The 16,235-nt window shown below is 45.0% G+C and carries 19 protein-coding genes, 2 pseudogenes and 1 riboswitch; of the genes and pseudogenes, 15 read left to right on the top strand and 6 right to left on the bottom strand.

Translation table 11 applies throughout. From position 1 onward, the window contains the following. Nucleotides 1-118: 118 nt before the first annotated feature. The gene (locus IX95_RS18465; RefSeq protein ID WP_038162891.1) at nucleotides 119-976 is read right to left on the bottom strand and encodes a DUF2608 domain-containing protein; all 858 of its coding nucleotides are present in this window, start codon (nucleotides 974-976) and stop codon (nucleotides 119-121) included. A gap of 288 nt (nucleotides 977-1,264) precedes the next feature. On the opposite strand from IX95_RS18465, the gene IX95_RS18460 reads away from it, so the two are divergent. From IX95_RS18460 to IX95_RS18400, 13 genes and pseudogenes are all read left to right on the top strand, one after another. Then, a complete protein-coding gene (locus IX95_RS18460; protein ID WP_038162888.1) occupies nucleotides 1,265-1,624 on the top strand; it encodes a VOC family protein in 360 nt (119 codons plus the stop codon). Between the two features lie 44 nt (nucleotides 1,625-1,668). Beyond that, nucleotides 1,669-2,043, top strand: coding sequence for a hypothetical protein (locus IX95_RS18455; protein WP_038162886.1), 375 nt, complete (start codon nucleotides 1,669-1,671; stop codon nucleotides 2,041-2,043). A gap of 13 nt (nucleotides 2,044-2,056) precedes the next feature. Next, complete coding sequence (locus tag IX95_RS18450) at nucleotides 2,057-2,449, top strand: hypothetical protein (protein WP_038162883.1); 393 nt, start codon at nucleotides 2,057-2,059, stop codon at nucleotides 2,447-2,449. 90 nt (nucleotides 2,450-2,539) lie between these two features. After that, nucleotides 2,540-3,183 (top strand): annotated as a pseudogene (gene bluB, locus IX95_RS18445) (5,6-dimethylbenzimidazole synthase). 307 nt (nucleotides 3,184-3,490) lie between these two features. Continuing rightward, nucleotides 3,491-4,693, top strand: coding sequence for a maltoporin LamB (gene lamB / locus IX95_RS18440; protein WP_038162880.1), 1,203 nt, complete (start codon nucleotides 3,491-3,493; stop codon nucleotides 4,691-4,693). 178 nt (nucleotides 4,694-4,871) lie between these two features. After that, entirely contained in the window at nucleotides 4,872-5,411 is a 540-nt protein-coding gene (locus IX95_RS18435; RefSeq protein ID WP_038162878.1) for an AAA family ATPase, read from the top strand. Between the two features lie 31 nt (nucleotides 5,412-5,442). Continuing rightward, on the top strand, nucleotides 5,443-5,817 hold the full coding sequence (locus IX95_RS18430) for an MmcQ/YjbR family DNA-binding protein (RefSeq protein WP_038162874.1): 375 nt from the start codon (nucleotides 5,443-5,445) through the stop codon (nucleotides 5,815-5,817). Nucleotides 5,818-5,922: 105 nt separating this feature from the next. Then, nucleotides 5,923-6,354 (top strand): GNAT family N-acetyltransferase, encoded by a 432-nt coding sequence (locus IX95_RS18425; protein WP_038162869.1) that lies wholly within the window; start codon nucleotides 5,923-5,925, stop codon nucleotides 6,352-6,354. Between the two features lie 148 nt (nucleotides 6,355-6,502). Continuing rightward, nucleotides 6,503-7,009: a peptide deformylase gene (gene def, locus IX95_RS18420; protein WP_006962566.1), complete on the top strand. Its 507-nt coding sequence runs from the start codon at nucleotides 6,503-6,505 to the stop codon at nucleotides 7,007-7,009. 35 nt (nucleotides 7,010-7,044) lie between these two features. Further along, a complete protein-coding gene (locus tag IX95_RS18415; RefSeq protein WP_038162866.1) occupies nucleotides 7,045-7,440 on the top strand; it encodes an NUDIX domain-containing protein in 396 nt (131 codons plus the stop codon). Nucleotides 7,441-7,456: 16 nt separating this feature from the next. Beyond that, complete coding sequence (locus IX95_RS18410; RefSeq protein WP_038162863.1) at nucleotides 7,457-7,888, top strand: hypothetical protein; 432 nt, start codon at nucleotides 7,457-7,459, stop codon at nucleotides 7,886-7,888. A gap of 27 nt (nucleotides 7,889-7,915) precedes the next feature. Then, a complete protein-coding gene (locus IX95_RS18405; RefSeq protein WP_038162860.1) occupies nucleotides 7,916-8,299 on the top strand; it encodes a DUF4345 domain-containing protein in 384 nt (127 codons plus the stop codon). A 1-nt stretch (nucleotide 8,300) separates the two neighbouring features. Further along, complete coding sequence (locus IX95_RS18400) at nucleotides 8,301-8,636, top strand: hypothetical protein (protein ID WP_038162857.1); 336 nt, start codon at nucleotides 8,301-8,303, stop codon at nucleotides 8,634-8,636. A 33-nt stretch (nucleotides 8,637-8,669) separates the two neighbouring features. On the opposite strand, the gene IX95_RS18395 is transcribed toward IX95_RS18400, so the two are convergent. Continuing rightward, a complete protein-coding gene (locus tag IX95_RS18395) occupies nucleotides 8,670-10,220 on the bottom strand; it encodes a DHA2 family efflux MFS transporter permease subunit (protein ID WP_038162854.1) in 1,551 nt (516 codons plus the stop codon). A gap of 3 nt (nucleotides 10,221-10,223) precedes the next feature. Further along, nucleotides 10,224-11,279, bottom strand: a complete 1,056-nt coding sequence (locus IX95_RS18390) for an HlyD family secretion protein (protein WP_038162851.1) — start codon at nucleotides 11,277-11,279, stop codon at nucleotides 10,224-10,226. Between the two features lie 132 nt (nucleotides 11,280-11,411). Between IX95_RS18390 and IX95_RS18385 the strand changes: the two genes are divergently transcribed. Continuing rightward, on the top strand, nucleotides 11,412-12,320 hold the full coding sequence (locus tag IX95_RS18385) for a LysR family transcriptional regulator (RefSeq protein WP_038162848.1): 909 nt from the start codon (nucleotides 11,412-11,414) through the stop codon (nucleotides 12,318-12,320). Nucleotides 12,321-12,396: 76 nt separating this feature from the next. Then, on the top strand, nucleotides 12,397-13,155 hold the full coding sequence (locus IX95_RS18380) for a substrate-binding periplasmic protein (protein WP_038162845.1): 759 nt from the start codon (nucleotides 12,397-12,399) through the stop codon (nucleotides 13,153-13,155). 35 nt (nucleotides 13,156-13,190) lie between these two features. Here the strand turns inward: IX95_RS18380 and IX95_RS18375 are convergent, their stop codons facing one another. The 3 genes and pseudogenes from IX95_RS18375 to ribB form a co-directional block, all read right to left on the bottom strand. Continuing rightward, entirely contained in the window at nucleotides 13,191-14,156 is a 966-nt protein-coding gene (locus IX95_RS18375; protein ID WP_038162842.1) for a hypothetical protein, read from the bottom strand. A 288-nt stretch (nucleotides 14,157-14,444) separates the two neighbouring features. Next, nucleotides 14,445-15,158, bottom strand: a complete 714-nt coding sequence (locus tag IX95_RS18370; RefSeq protein ID WP_038162839.1) for a riboflavin synthase — start codon at nucleotides 15,156-15,158, stop codon at nucleotides 14,445-14,447. A gap of 18 nt (nucleotides 15,159-15,176) precedes the next feature. Further along, a pseudogene (gene ribB, locus IX95_RS18365) lies at nucleotides 15,177-15,834 on the bottom strand (3,4-dihydroxy-2-butanone-4-phosphate synthase). 93 nt (nucleotides 15,835-15,927) lie between these two features. Then, nucleotides 15,928-16,070, bottom strand: a riboswitch (FMN riboswitch). Nucleotides 16,071-16,235: the final 165 nt, after the last annotated feature.

Genomic DNA, 16,235 nt, shown 5'->3' with positions numbered 1-16,235 from the left:
TTGCATGAGTCCGTTATCTATCAAGTCCGCAGTGGGGCCCCCAATTTGCCCTTGAGCTAACTTTTAAGAGTACAGACACACGCAACAATCTTTAAATTCAGTTTTCACCCACAAGTCATTACTGGCCGAGGCAAGTGTCACCAATACGGGCAGGTGCGATCTTATCCAGCACTTGGTTGAGCTCTTTCCAGTCACTGGCCATCTTGTTGGCTTGCTCTTTCGTTAGAACGGCACCATTTGCAGCGATACGATCTTCTTCAACTTTGGTGTAGTGGAAAATCGTCATGTCGACAGAAGCGTCATCTTTATATGCTTCTTCCATGTTCACGATGTTTTTCTTACTGTCATCAATAAATACGACGCTGCTGAAGTTCTGGCCTGTCTTATCCAGAATATAATCCAGCATGGTGCCCTTGTTCATACCTGTCGTCATCATGATGCCGTTGATGTAGCTCAGAGGACGTTTAGGGTTATCAATGTAAACAGGAAGCTGATCAGAACCCTTCTCTTTGAGTGCGGTACGTGTCATGTCGTACTGGTTGCGAATCATTTCACGCTCAGTTGCATAGCGATAGTTTGGTGAACGGGATGTCAGAGCCATGACGGTTAGCCCTTTGTCCTGCCAACCGCCTACCGTTGCTGGCACGTCGTCTTCAATGATTTTCATTGGTACCAATTCGTAGAGTAGGCCAATAGAATCTTGGAAAAGACAGTCAACTTTATCGCCTTCCGCAGGTTTTACATCCAGCTTACCTCGTTGCCATTGGTACCAAATGTCGCCACCGATATCAGAAGTAGAGGTCAGAAGAGTGTTATCAATATCAATAACAATCAGCGGTTTCTCACCTTGTTTCGTTAACTGATTTACTTTCGCAGCCACATCCTGAAACTTGGTTGTTTCCTTCACGACTACGTCTGCCATTGCACTGCTTGCAAATGAAAGCGCACAAAGTGCTGCTACTTTTTTTAGCATCATATGGAAAGTCTTCCTTAGATTAGTTCTTCTTTGGCGACCTGATGAACGCCAAGTAATATAATGGTTATGTTATAACATTGCAAAACATATCGCAGATTGTCGATCCAATCTAATTTTCAAACTGGATCGGCATCACACTAGAAGAGGTTTTCTGGCAAAGAAGCGAAGGAACAAGTGCGCAAACCATTAATCAACACAAAGCGTTATATTCTATAGCGTTAGTTGTTTGGCGTTTGAAGGGAAATGGTTTAGCTTATTGGTGACAAGCCAGCACAAGGTACGTGAAAAGTGAAAATCAACACAATGAGAATCCCATGTCGTTGTTTAATTGAGTCAGAAAAGTTCTACACGGAAAAGCTTGGACTTAACAAGGAGTTCGGTTCACCAGAAGAAGGGTTCATCGGTTACCAGTTGGAGAACGTTCAGGTGTTGCTGGAGGAAGAAGAAAGCGGTGAGTTTGAAGCGGGGCGATTTTTAGGTTTTAGCCTGGAAGTCAAAAACATCCATTGCTTCTACGAGACCTTAACAGCAAGAGACGTTGAATTTACGGGGCCGCCTGAAAAACAGCTCTGGGGCGGATTGATGACTCATATCGTAGACTGCAACAAGAATAGCTTCTCCATCGTGCAAGTTGATTTGGCAGAATAATGAGTCGTTGTGTCAGAAACTATTTTTTGGTTAAGGGTTAAGAAATGGAACTTACCTTATACGTGTCTGCTTTACTTCTGATTGCCATTTCGTTCATTCATTCCTACCTTGGTGAACGCTATATCCTGATGCGGCTATTCAAACGAGACAATTTGCCTAAGCTTTTTGGGAGCGATGACTTTACCAAACGCACTTTACGTTTCGCTTGGCACCTAACCTCTGTCGCTTGGATAGGGTTTGCTGCCATTGTTTTCAGCCTCACTCTACCTGGGTTTAGTCAATCGACAGTCGTAAAAATAATCGCGATCACATTTGCTATCCACTGTGCTGTGGCTTTTTGGGGCTCGAAGGGCAGGCACCTTTCGTGGATTGTATTTGGAACAGTGAGTGTTCTGCTCTTTTTCTATTTAATGGCTTAGATAAGGAATCTTTATGCGCCAACAATATCATTTTCGCCAATCTGAGCAGGGTTTATTGGCGTGGGATGTTCTTAGGTTAATCGAAATTACTAAAAAGCTTCCCATTATAGACGTGCCTATCTCTGATATCAGTGAGCTGGATGAAGAGTTTTGGTATGAACTCGGTGGGGCGAAACCGACTTGCCGAAGTGTTCTGGAGCATGCTGCTTTAATTAACTATGTGGATTTATCCTATCCAATCATATTGTGTCATCAGGGAAGGATAATGGATGGTATGCATCGAGTATGTAAGGCTCTACTCATGGGGCAAAACTCGATACGTGCGGTTCAGCTTCCTGAATACGTTGAACCTGACTACATCGGTGTAGATCCAGAAGATCTGCCATATGACGACGAAATAACCTGAACCTTCCAATTAATTCTGATTAAGCGCGCTCGTCTCTTGGCGTTCTCTAGCATTACTAATACAATTCTCACTTTTTGAGGGAGAGCACGTATGTTCATTAATGAAGAAGAAAGAGATGCACTTTATAAAGTGATTTTTTCCCGTCGGGATGTACGTCGCGATTTCATTTCTAAAGCAATTCCAGAAGATGTGTTGCTGAGAATTCTTACCGCTGGGCATCATGCCCCTAGTGTTGGTTTTATGCAGCCTTGGGACTTCATTCTTGTCACCGAAGAGGAAATCAAGAAGGCGATCAAGCAGGGATATGAGAAGGCTAGGGTCGAATCAGCCGAGCAATTCTCCGAAGAGAAACGTGAACAATATCGTAGCTTCAAACTTGAAGGCATCTTGGAAGCACCGCTTGGAATATGCGTCACATGTGACAGAGAACGCAATGGCCCTGTGGTTATAGGGCGGACAATTAAGCCTGAAATGGACCTCTATAGTACGATTTGCGCCATTCAGAATATGTGGCTGGCAGCCAGAGCGGAAAACATCGGTCTTGGCTGGGTTAGCATTATTCATGATGACGTGCTTAGAAGCGTGCTGGGTATTCCTGAAGACAAGGATATTATCGGCTATTTGTGTCTAGGTTACGTGTCGAAATTTAATGATAAGCCCGAGCTTGAAGAGTTTGGCTGGCTCAGCGAGAAGAACTCAACCAGCTGATTCATAAAGAAAAGTGGTCACAGTAAGTGGCCGCCTCATTTTAATTTTGTATACTTATTCAAGGCCTTAAATGGCCTAGCACTCCAAATTCCTCCATCTTCCTGATGCCTCCTTGAAGAAATTATGAGCGCTTTGCTTGGTTGTCAAACCGATAACTAGCTCACTTATTAATAAGCCTAATAGTTATGCCGATCACAATAATCGTGCTGATTACTTTCCTTGATTAAATTATCACTTCAGGATGGGATCGATCCCATGGGATTGTTCCCATAAATCATAAAATATACAAACTTGAGTGAATCAATTGAGCTTTAACGCTACAAGGAAAGGATTATGAAACTATTACCTATTGCCAGCGCACTTTCCGTTGCCATCCTGTCAACCAGTACATTAGCCGCCACTTCTCCCGTCGAATTTTATGGCTACATGCGTGGTGGTGTCGGGCTGAGTAATGAGGGCGGTTCTAACAGCAAGTGGGAAGTAAACAAAGTCGGTCGTCTTGGAAACGAAGATGATCTGTATGGTGAATTTGGCCTGAAAAAAGAAGTGTATGCAGAAGACGATGTGTCATTTGTTGTTGACTCGATGCTTAAATACTGGGAAGGGCAAGATCAAAATTCCAAAGATCGCAGTGTTGAGTTAGCACAGCTGAACGTTCAGGCAACAGGTTTATTTGAAGATAAAGACATCACTATCTGGGCGGGTGAACGTTACTACCAGCGTCACGATGTTCATATCGTAGATAACTACTACTGGGATGTCAGCGGTATCGGTGGTGGTGTTGAACACATTAACATGGGGCCGGGTAAGCTGTCCGTTGCGCTTCTACAAGATACTGTGGCTGGTGACTTAGATGATGGTCAGGAAACGACGGCTGTTATTGCCGATGTTCGATACGCTGGTATCCCAATGTGGGAAAATGCAGATCTGGAAGTCGGCTTGGATTATCACGCAGGTAACGAACGTAGTGGTCAATCACTGGATGCCGACAACAGCCTGATGTTTACGGCAAGCCTTCAACAATCATTAGATAATGGCTTTAATAAAACAATCCTTCAGTTAGCGAACTCTGGTTACGCGGAGCAAATGACGACATTTGGTCATGGTAATGGTCTGGTGCGTGATGCTGCAAACAATGATGCGAAAGGTTACCGCCTGATCAACTGGGGTGTTGTTTCTGTTGGAGACAAAATTGAATTTGGTCACTCTATCCGTTATGCCGCAGCCACAGATGTTGATGGTACTGCAACGGATGATTCCACACTCAGCGTGGTAATTCGTCCGCTATACAAATGGACAGATAGAATGCGTACTATCCTGGAAATTGGTGGTTTCTCAGAAAAGATCAATAACGTAGACAGTGCAGGTAGCAAGTTTACTGTTGCACAGGCTTGGGTACCTAAAGCGGGTTTTTGGTCTCGACCTGAGATTCGAGTATTCGCTACGTACCTGAATGATGCCGAAAATGATAATGCTTTTGGCACTGGTAAAGACACAGAAATCAGTGTTGGTATGCAGGTAGAAGCTTGGTGGTAAGCGCTTCGTAGTCCACTAACTTTTCTTGCTGGGCGGGATAGAATTATCCCGCCTAAACTCTTCAAGGTAGCTCTTCTCAGATTTCATTTCTTTCTTGATATCACATCATTGCTATACCATTAGTTTTTCGCTAAGTCGTAATAAAATAAGATTTATCCTTTCAGCTAATAGGAATTCAATGGAACGTTTTATTGTATTTACAGGTGGGCCCGGCTCAGGGAAAACATCGGTAATTGAACATCTGCAAAATCTGGGGTACAAGACCGCTGATGAAGTTGGTCGACGAGTGATTCAACTTCAGGTTGAGAGCGGTGGTAATGCCCTTCCATGGTTGGATAAAACCGCTTTTCGTGACGCCATGGTTTCGGCAGAAATAGACAAGTATCGTCGAATTGGTGTTGGGGAAGAGTTCGTATTTTTCGATCGAAGCATCGTTGATAGTTACGGTTACAGCTTATTAGAAGACTTGTCTCTGACTGAGTATCTCACACAGCACTGCAATCAACTCAGGCATCACCTACAGGTGTTTGTTTTCCCTCCTTGGAAAGAGATATTTGCCAACGATGCGGAAAGGAAGCAAGACTTTGCTGAAGCCGTGGCCACTTATGAAAAAATGCGCGAAGCGTATCAATTGTTTGGCTACACCTTAACGGAAGTACCGAAAGGTAGCATTGAGCAACGATCACGATTTGTTCTTGATGCGCTAAGCTCTCGTTAACCTCAATCTATAAGTGACTGAAGAGATAAGTATGACTTACGAGCAGTTTAATCAGTTTTGTTCTGAGCTTCCCGCGACTACCCATATCGTGCAATGGGGGGATTCTCATGTTTGGAAGGTGGGAGGAAAGGTATTTGCCGTCGGCGGTTGGGGCAAATCGGACAAACCCGCCTTTACGTTTAAAACCTCCCCGCTAAATTTTGATTTTCTCAGCGAGCATGGCGGGTATATTCCTGCGCCTTACTTTGCGAACCGAGGAATGAAATGGATTCAGCAAGTAGAAACGTCAGGTGAACTCGATGAAGAACTAGAGTACTACTTGCGCGAGTCTTATCGATTGGTGGCGTCAGGTTTGAGTAAACGTAAGCAAAGTGAACTTGGGTTGAACTTGGAAGCGAATCGTTAGCATCCTGTCATTTCTTTTCTTCAATCTATACATTGTTCCTTTCGGTTGCTAGGATCCGCATTCGCGGCTGCACATGGATACAACTTACGAATCAAGTGACTCATTATGAATGTAGAAAATGTGCTTCCTGAAAATTTCGCAGAGATGCTGGATGTTTGGGAAAACTCAGTCCGAGCGACTCATGACTTCATAACAGAAGAAGATATTGAGTTTTTTAAACCTATTATCATTGAACAAGCTTTTCCGGCCGTCACACTGAAGTGTATAAAAAACGAAACCGGCAACATTCTCGGCTTTGTGGGTGTTCATGAAGCAAAAGTAGAAATGCTATTTGTGTTAGACGCCGCGAGAGCCAAGGGAATAGGGAAAGCATTATTGCAATATGCCATTGAACATCTCGGTGTAAACAAAGTAGATGTGAATGAGCAAAACCCAATGGCGGTCGACTTTTATAAACACATGGGGTTCCATGTTGAGTCGCGCTCGCCTGTTGATGATATGGGAAAACCATTTCCAATTTTGCATATGACGCTCTAAGTCTCGGTTTGTCGTCACTCAATCTGTTAGAAGAAGCGCTCAAAGCTAATAACTTTGAGCGTTTCCGTATATATTCATTATTTACAGTGACTTATATAACCTAAGTGATAGGTTATTTACGCAATTTAATTTTCATATAAGGAACCTAATGGCTGTCTTAAAGATTCTTACCGCACCAGACCCAAAGCTAAAGATAAAAGCTGAAAAAGTATCGGACATTCAATCCGTTCAGACCCTAATCGATGACATGCTGGAAACACTCTACGCGACAAGTAATGGAATTGGTTTGGCGGCAACTCAAGTTGGCCACCGTGAGGCTATCGTGATTATTGACCTGTCGGAGAGCCGAGATCAGCCACTGATATTAGTGAATCCAGAAGTAGTAGAGGGTAAGAATCGAGCGATGGGACAAGAAGGGTGTTTATCCGTCCCGGATTATTATGCTGATGTTGAGCGTTACACATCCGTTGTCGTTGAAGCTCTAGATAGACACGGCGAACCTGTGAGGATTGAAAGTGATGATTTTCTTGCGATTGTCATGCAGCATGAAATCGATCACTTGGCAGGTAATCTGTTTATCGACTATCTTTCTCCATTAAAGCAGCGTATGGCATTGAAAAAAGTGAAAAAACACATCAAAACAATGGCAAGCTAAACGTCACAAAATGATAAATACAGGGAGTGTAATTAATGCAGCCTTTTGAATGTGTGTCATTTCTTTTAGTCGATAACAACCAGATACTTCTGGAAAAGAGATCGATACATAAAGCGAGTGACCCTGGCTTAACCTGTATTCCCGGTGGACATATAGAAGATGGCGAAACTCAGCCACAAGCCCTGTGCCGTGAGCTAAAAGAAGAATTGGATCTTACCGCCAATAAGTATCATTACTTGTGTTCTCTTTACCATCCCACCTTTGAGTTACAGCTTCTGCATTATTACGTGGTGACTGAGTGGCAAGGTGAGATTAAAGCATTGGAAGCAGAGAGCGTAAGTTGGGAAAAGCTTGAATCAGATTCAGTTTCGATTGAGGCAGATAAACGAGCGATAGAAGAATTCAAACGAGTGAATCATCATCTTTGTTAGTTAGGAGGGGGGGACTATGAGCCAAGCTGAGGCATTGTTACCTCTCTTCTGGCGCGAATCCCATGAAGAGCTGCGTGAGCTTAAAAATATAGACGAAACGGTGCAGGCTTGTGACCGCTATGAAGCGTGGCTAGATAAAAAACGGCAGCTCACTCTTTGTGATATTCAAGAGACGCATTGGATTAAGTCCTGCACAGGTGGCTACATAACGGAAGTTGTCTTTCACGCTGATGGAACATTAGAAGAGTACCGTTTGTTTGACCGATTTCCGACTCAAGGTCATTGGCAACTGCACGACGGTACTTTGCATGTGGAAATTTATAAAGCGGATAACTGCTACACATTTGCTGTGGTAGGCTGCCAAGCCATCAATATCCATTCCGCCATCGAATACAAAAACGGTGAGCTACACTCATATCTCAAGCTCGCTCAGGTTAAGCCAAACTAGTGTTTTAGAGGTAGAGGAATCTTCCCTATGTCAAAAGGCCTCATTCTACTGACTTCTGCCGTATTCTTTTTCTATGGTCTGGCGTTCGCTATTGCCCCGAACAGTATGCTTAGCCATGCGACTGGTGGATATGCGACTTCTGCATCCATGCTGGTTGATATGCGGGCAACCTATGGGGGCATGTCTGTTGGTGTCGCACTTGTCCTATTCCTACTTTCACAAAAAACGTCAACACATAGTACAGGCTTGCTGGCCGTGATTTTTGTCAATGGGAGTATGGCGACAGGGAGAATCATCGGCTTGGTAAGCGATGGTGAAACAAACAGTACAATGCATTTCTATCTCATGTTAGAGGTTGGAGTGTCGCTGCTTGCCCTATATCTGTTTAAATCGGGAAAAACAGGGGGCTGATATGCCAATAGCACATTGTACAATCTCGCCGGATTTGATTTCCAAAGCAGAGACCGTTGAAGTTATTGAGCGCTGGGGCAGTTTGTCTGAGCAGCCTACTACAGATATGACCATTAATTTTGTTCTGGTGGAGCAACAAGAGGGGAGGCCGTACCAAATCATTGCCAACCTTTTCTTACCATCAGTCTGGTCAGAAAAGTCAGTGAGCGCGCTGCAGTTGGGGTTGGCAAAAGCCTTATCAGAGAGTTTTTCTGTCGAGCCCAAAAACGTATTGGTTATGACAACGATTCTAAGTTCAGGCTTCGTGGTGGAAAATGGGCGTGAAGTGACTTGGTAACGTCGCGCCCAGATTTGTACCTTCGCTATGAATTTAGTTCTTCATATTAAGAATGAGTACCGCTGCTAACGCTAGAAAAGCTGTCATCATCAAGAAGACATCGTTGTAGGCCATGATCGCGGCGTCGCGTTGCATGGTACTGAGTAAACTGGCTTCAGCTTGCATCATGGCTGTTGCGGCGTCACTTCCAGATTGCATAAAGAAGGCTTGCTGCTGGTGCAGCGTGTCCCAACCTAATGTACTCACCGACGGCAGAGATTCTTTAATATGTGCGAGGTGTTCACGGGTCTTGTTGTCGAGCAAGGTCGCAATGATAGCAATACTAAAAGCACCGCCAAGGTTACGCATAACATTGGTCAGTGTTGAGGCATCTGGAGTGTCTAGCTTGCTGATGTTTTTCATCGCGACCAGAGATAACGGCACCATAATGAACGGGCTGCCAATAGCACGTAGAATCATCGACAGAATCAACTGGTGACCACCAAAATCTATCGTCATGTGAGTATTAACATAGCAACTCAAACCAAACATCGCGAAGCCAAAGGTGACTAAGTACTTAGGCTTGATGATTTGAGTCAGCTTCGGAACCAGTGGAAAGATCAGGAGCTGAGGAAAGCCCATCCACATCAGGACTTCACCAATCTCCATCGCGTTGTATTGCTGGATCTGAGTTAGGTACAGAGGCAGCACATAGATTGAACCTAGCAAGGCCATGCCCAAAATCAGATAAGCAATACACGACATGGCAAACTGCCCGTCACGCAGCAATCTTAAGTTCACTAACGGTTTCTTATGCTGCAACTCATTGATAACGAAGTACACTAAACTCACGGCGGAGATAATGCTTAGCGTGATGATAAAACTGGAACTGAACCACTCTTCACGGTTTCCTTCTTCCAATACTACTTCGAGGCAGCCCAAACCTAACGCCATAGTCGCAATGCCGAACCAATCGGCTTTTTTGAGGGTATTTAGATTTAGCTTCTCGTCATCCAAACCATAGCGAATCATTGTAATCACCAGAAGTGCTGGTGGAATGTTGATATAAAAGATGTAATGCCAGGAAAGATTTTCTGTCAGCCAGCCACCAAACGTTGGACCAATGGACGGAGCAAACGTAGCGGTAACACCGAACAACGCCATACCAACGGCTCGTTTGTTAATCGGCAGTAGCTGAATAACCAGAGAGAAGGCGAGAGGAATTAATGCACCGCCACTAAACCCTTGCATCGCGCGGAAGACGATCATCGAGGTCATGTTCCATGAGAAGGAACAAAGCAGTGATGACAGTGTGAAGATTGCTGTTGTCCAAGTCAGGTAACGACGCTTGCCCAGCGCTCTAGACAACCAACCACTGAGTGGAATAGCAATCATCTCAGCGACTAAATAGGATGTCGAAATCCATGAGCTCTCATCCAGAGTCGCAGACAACGCACCTTGTATGTCTTTCAGCGACGAGTTGGTGATCTGAATATCGAGAATGGCCATGAAGGCGCCAATCAAGCCACCAAATAAAGCGATCCAATGGCGTGTTGACACTTCATTCTCTTGAAGGGCAGGTGAGTTTAAGGTTGCTTCCGACATGGATTAACCTCTGGTATCAATGGTTGCCACAACTGATAACCCCGGTAGTAATCGGCCTTTCAATGCTTGTTGGTCGGGGATGGTGATTTTAACTGGTACGCGCTGAACAATCTTGGTGAAGTTACCTGTCGCGTTCTCTGGAGGCAGTAGCGCAAATTTAGCGCCAGTGGCAGGTGAAAAGCTGTCTACGATGCCTTCTAATGGTTGGCCTGGAAAGGCATCCAGCTCGATCTCAACTTTTTGTCCCTGATGAATGCCGCTCAACTGAGTCTCTTTGAAGTTAGCTTCTATCCAGACGTCACTCGTCGGCACCAAGCTCATTAATGGTGTACCAGCTTGAACCAACAGACCTTCACGCACACTGCGCTTGCCCACGATACCATCTACCGGCGCATAGATTTTGGTGTAGTCGAGGTTGAGCTGGGCTTGCTCGACGGCTGTTTGAGACTCAACAATGGAGGCTTGAGCTTGTTTAATGTCGCTATCGATGACCGCGAGTTGATCGTGAGCAGCAACTAGACTCGCTTTCGCTTCATCCAGCTCGGCCTGAGTGACTTTTTGTTGAGCCAGCATGTTGTCGACTTCATCTTGCGAAGCGTAGTTGCGTTTAAGAAGGCTGCGTGAACGTTGTACTTGCTGAATAGCGCGATCATATTCCGCTTTTGCTGAATCGACGCGGCTTTCTGCTTGATGGATTTGGCTTTGTTGCAAGGTTTGCTGTGCTTTTAAATTCTCTACACTGGACTGTGTGACGGTGAGGTGTGCTTTCGCTTGTTCGAGAGCAGTGCGGTAGTCGCGGTCGTCAATTTGGACTAACAGATCGCCTTTTTTGACTTTTTGGTTGTCATTGACAAAAGAGTGTTCAATGTAGCCAGCCACTTTAGGGCTAATCGTGGTGATCTCTCCCTGAAGGTAGGCGTTGTCGGTGGATTCGAAGTACTGACCGTATCCAAACCAGTACCCACCGCCCAGTAATCCTAGTGACAGCATAATGGCTGTCGCTATAAGAGGGGCTTTTCTGGATTTTGCTGGCTTAGTCTCGGTATGTGTATTCGTCATTATTTTTCTCGTATTCAGTTTTCGTCTTCGCTGGATGTTACAAATTGTAAATGATTTGAATTGATTGATAAGATAGGAAAAAAGAGAAACACTGTTGCAAAAATTTAACTAATGAAGGTGTGAGGTGATGAGATGGATTTGAATGCGATTGCTGTTTTCGCACAAGTTGTTGATTGTGGGAGTTTTACTCATGCAGCGGATGCACTGAATATGACCAAGTCAACTGTGAGCCGAAAGTTAGTTGAGCTGGAAAAGCATCTAGGTGTGCGCTTGATCACGCGTTCAACGAGAAGTTTAGTGTTAACACCGGAAGGTGAGCGGTTTTATCAATCCAGCCTGCAAATGCTGGAGATTATGAATCAGGCTGAGCTCGAAGTGTCTGCCAATCAGGATTTGATTCGCGGACCATTAAATGTGGTGTTACCGGTTGAGCTGGGTCATCAAATCATGGGCTCATACATCAACGCTTTTCTCAAAGAATACCCCAGTGTCACCATTAACCTCGAACTGTCGAATCGAGAAGTGGACATCATCGCTGAAGGCATTGATTTGTACGCGCAAATTGGTGAATTAGAAGACTCTGCTTTGGTTTCTCGTCCACTGACAAAATCACAGCGTGTATTGGTTGCCAGCCCAGAATATCTTGAGGAGTATGGAGGAATTGAGTCTCATCGTGACTTAATTCCACCGCATCAAATGGTTGAGGTATTTAACCGCGCGGTGAGGTTGCCTAAGTGGCATCTGATTCCGGAAGACGGAGACTCATTGCAAATTGACCTGCCACACCGATTACGAGTCAACACCATTACCGCCTGTCTGAAAGCCTGTCTGGACGGGCTTGGCATCGCAGTATTACCTGAATTCATTTGCCGGGAGCACTTTGCCAGCGGGCGACTTATTCAACTGCTTCCTGAGTATCAAATGCCAGAAGTGCTTGTGAGTTTGGTCTACGCAGATAGGCAACTCATGCCGAAGCGTAAAAAGGTCTTTATCGACTTTTTATTAGAGGCATTCAGCAAAGGCCTTGCTGCACGCGAGTGAGCCAAATTCGCAAGCCTCTGTTATATATGCTGGACTAGACTCTATTTAGAAGGATTGATAAAGGTAAGGTCTGCGAATGAGGTTGAAGCCTTGGCTTGTTAGTGTGGTACTACTGATGGTTACTTCAGTTTCCTACGCCAGTGATAGTAAACGAATTAAAATAGTTAGTCAGGAATGGCTAGGATACACCAATAGCGACGGCACAGGCCTTTACTGGGAGATTGTTAAAGCCGTTTTCCAACCTTTGAATGTTCCCCTTACCCTAGAAGTATTGCCATGGAAACGAGCCAAGCATCTTGTCCGAAAACAGGAAGCCAGCGCTTATTTGGGCGATTACTTTTATCCAAACGCGGATGCGTTTCTATATCCACAATGGCACCTTAGTGTGGAAGAAGATGTAATTGTTGTGTTTGCTCGAGGCTCGCTTGATTGGGAAGAGCAGCAGCTTTCATCATTGGTAAATAAGAAAGTCGCTTGGGTTCGGGGTTACGGTTTTGAGAAGGGCTTCCTTAAAGATATTCCGCTTGAATTGGTAGAGGTAGACAGCGCCGAGCAAGGGATGAAACTTCTAAAAAAGGGCAGAGTGAGCGCTCTAATAGATTATCCATCAAGCATGGCTAGTTCAGAATTGTTAGCGACTGACGCGTTTGTTACTGAAGTTGCCAAGAAAGGGGAGAAACTTTACGTCGTATTTTCTAACACTGAGTCATCAAACACACTCATTGAGATGTTTGATACCCATATGCCACAACTTATCCAGTCTGGTGAACTAAAACAAATTTATCTTACTCATGGTCAAGATTATGAGGCTTACATGTCATCGATTGGGGAGTGATCTGTCAATTTAGAACTGACAGATCACTGGTATCATTATTCGCACTCTGGAAAATGTTCCCTTAAATCTTCCAGATCGGTTAGCACTGCAAGGTAAGTCGAAGCTTTGGAGTTGTTTGCTGGACCTACGACAGTACCTGTTTTATGTAGCATTCCCATGCTAGAAATTGTACTGGCGGACTTTAATGAAAGTTCTAAAGCGAGCAACTCTTTCGAAAACCCTTTTAAATCTTGCGCAATTTCTTTGGCATCCAACGTCGCGGCAAGTTCTGATATTTTTGATTGGGTGTTGATGAAAGAAATAGAATCAGCGGCAATTGTTTTAGTGACGACTTTCAAATGATCCGATTTGCTTGCAGTAATCGCTTTGCTGTTGATACATGAGATCTTGAGTTCGTTGATGCTGTAACCATTAACGATAGTGATCCCCTGAGTGGCGGATTCTCCTGAGGCTTTTAGGCTTTCCGAACCGCTGTCGGCGGAATGCTTGATAGTATCACTCCAGTTGTAGACCCTTACGTTTGTTCTATTCAATTCTGCCTGAAGAGTATTGGCGGCTTTATTTATACTCTTACTACTCGAAGTGAGCGCATTTTGGCACTCTTTTTCGTTACAGGTAGCCAAATTAAAAGTAGCGTCTGTAAGGGCTTGATTTAGGTTAAAGGAAAGAGCTGAAATTGCGATTGGCCCTTTTCTATCCGATTTATATTCATGCTTGATAACGGTTGCGTTAACAGGGTTGTTCCTCGATGAGTGGTTAAAACAGTTCGAAGTCATTGGTGAACGATTTCTGTCTGAATAGCATAAATCTCCAATCTGATAAGTGAGCTGGCCATCGAGGCTTATTTGAGTGGTTTGCAGAGGATAGAAACGTATCGGGTCGTTAATCCCTCCTTCGTTTTTGGCGGTGTAGGTTAGTCCGTCAAAAACGGTCAGTTGGTTTGAGCTGCTGCACGCGCTTAGGCTGGCAAGGCAAGCGGCGACTAGGATTCCCCTTTTCATTTGAATCCCTCCTTGGTGTTATATGAATTTAGATTAATATCGAAAGTTAATTATTATAGAAAGCTCAATATTCATAAGTGATCTGTATCATAGTGTTTAATTTCTAGACTTCACCTTTGTCTAAATAGATTGTCTCTAACCTCCAATGTTGCGCCTTTTCTTGCCGGTTCTGATCTACTGCTAGAGAGTGAGGTGGATGTGAGTGTGTAACTTAAAAGAGCAGGGCAGGACTGTTGATAAACCAGTAATAATACCGCGCCGTTGCTAAGCGATGGCGCGGCACAAAGCTTAAGAGCGTTGCAGAGGATGTGCTGTTGTATGAGTCAGAGCATTGAGACTACTGCCTTGTGCAGCGAGAAACTGCTCAAATTGGGGCAGTAAAGGCCCCAAGGTCTCAGCGACAGATGCTTTGATGGTATCGACAACCACTTGAGTCCCACGGTCAATTTCAATGTTAACTCGGTCGCCAACCAACTTGGCACCCAACGTTGTCTGTCGTCGGGTCTCGGGAATAAGCCAGACTTCAAACCACTGAGCTTGATGATCAACAGCGGAAACGGTCAAGCTGGCACCATTGATGGCGATGTATCCTTTTGCAAACACATAAGAGCTCAAGCTTTCAGGGAGCCCAAAACGCAGACGATAATTGCTGTCTATTGCTTCGATTAAGACAACCGGAGCTTGCGCATCGATATGCCCGGACAAAGGATGACCACCAATCTCGGCGCCGTCTTTGGCAGCCCGTTCCACATTGACGAGTGAGCCGACCTGCTCGCGACCAAGAGTCGTGATCTGAATGCTCGGTAGGACAACATCAAAAGACGCTCGGGTGTCACTGATTTGGTCTGTGACCGTTAAGCAGACACCGTCAACGGCTACACTTGCTCCGATGGTTAAGTCCTTACAAAAGTCATCGACAAACTCAAGCTCAAAGGTTCGAATTCCTCCGCGATCGTCAATCCGTTGGATCGTCGCGATGGAGGAGACAATTCCTGTAAACATAGGCGTTACTCCTTACGATCAGCTGGCTAAAGCGCTGGTGTTTTGTAGTCGATAGGCGACGATGTCTTCGATCGTTAATACCGGCATCTCATGCTCTCGTGCGAACTCAACAATCTGTGGAGCGCGAGCCATGGTGCCATCAGGGTTTGTTACTTCACATAGAACGCCAGAAGGAGCTAAGCCCGCTAGAGTCATTAAGTCGACCGTTCCTTCTGTGGCCGCGGCGACTTAGAACGCCACCAGAGCGTGCACGTAAGGGAAATACATGCCCAGGGCGCGCCAAATTCTGCGGCTTTGCATCTGGCGCAATAGCGGTCTGGATAGTGGTGACGCGGTCATCGGCTGAGACGCCGGTGGTAACGCCTTTTTTGGCTTCAATTGAAACTGTGAATGCCGTCTGATTCGCACTGTCGTTACGGCTAACCATAGGCGGTAAATCGAGTTGAGTGGCTTTGTCATCCGTTAAGCACAGGCAGACAATCCCGCTGCATTCTCGAATCATTAGTGCCATTTGCTGGGGTGTGAGATGTTCAGCAGAGTAAATTAAGTCACCTTCATTTTCTCTGTTTTCATCATCAAGTAATAAAACGCCTTGTCCGCGCTTTAGAGCATCAAGAGCCGCGTTGACGCGGTCGATAGGAGTGCCAAATTCGGCAAGTAAAGATGTCTGATTCATGGTGTTTCCTTATTGTTTACCAGAATCAGGGCAATATGGGATAGAAGACAACGCAAAATGCACCAGCGTTTCGCAATGAAACATCTGGTGTGCATCAATTCTCTCTCATCCGGACTATAACCGTCGGCTCTGGCATCTCACCAGATCTGCTGACCTCGACGAATCGAGCGCTCGCGGGCTCATCTTGTTAAAGATATACCGCCGGTGGGGAATTTCGCCCCGCCCTGAGAATAAATATATGTTATTAAGTACCCATTGTTATGGGCGGCCTTAGCATAGTGCATTTCGGGATTGCAGGGAATGGAAAAGTGACACAGAGTCTTTAGAGGCCGAGTGAGCAATTTGGACTCTTTCGTAAACAAGGTGCATCTAAGAAATTGGTTCTTGATCTCAAGTTAGGT

The sequence above is a fragment of the Vibrio sp. B183 genome (assembly GCF_000740665.1).
GTDB lineage: Bacteria > Pseudomonadota > Gammaproteobacteria > Enterobacterales > Vibrionaceae > Vibrio > Vibrio coralliilyticus.
This window is presented reverse-complemented; position numbering and strand designations above follow the sequence as displayed.